Source organism: Cumulibacter soli, assembly GCF_004382795.1.
Taxonomy (GTDB): Bacteria; Actinomycetota; Actinomycetes; order Mycobacteriales; family Antricoccaceae; genus Cumulibacter; species Cumulibacter soli.
Genome location: NZ_SMSG01000020.1, coordinates 1 through 515 on the forward strand (window position 1 = coordinate 1; position 515 = coordinate 515).

General features: G+C 59.2%; 1 protein-coding gene. It reads left to right on the top strand.

What is annotated here, in order from left to right; genetic code table 11:
* Window positions 1-515: hypothetical protein (locus E1H16_RS18510; protein ID WP_208379176.1), on the top strand; the 515-nt coding region annotated here is incomplete at both ends.

Here is a 515-nt window from a genome sequence, read left to right on the forward strand (position 1 = left end):
GCTGGTTCGCCGGTGGCTGCGGGTGATTCGACTCCGGTTACCGGTAGTGGTTGGGTGCCGGAGTCTGAGGTCGCGTTGCAGTTGACTGATGCTGACGGTAATCCGGTTGGTGATCCGGTCACGGTGACTGCTGATGCTGAGGGCAATATTCCTGAGGGGACTGAACTTCTGGTTCCTGAGGGGACTGAGCCTGGTGAGTACACGGTGGTGGGTACCGATGAGAACGGTGCAGAGGCGACTGCGCCGGTTACCGTTACTGAGGCTGGTGTTCCGGCGTTGGAGGCTGGTTCGCCGGTGGCTGCGGGTGATTCGACTCCGGTTACCGGTAGTGGTTGGGTGCCAGAGTCTGAGGTCACGTTGCAGTTGACTAATGCTGACGGTAATCCGGTTGGTGATCCGGTCACGGTGACCACTGATGCTGAGGGCAATATTCCTGAGGGGACTGAACTTCTGGTTCCTGAGGGGACTGAGCCTGGTGAGTACACGGTGGTGGGTACCGATGAGAACGGTGCAGA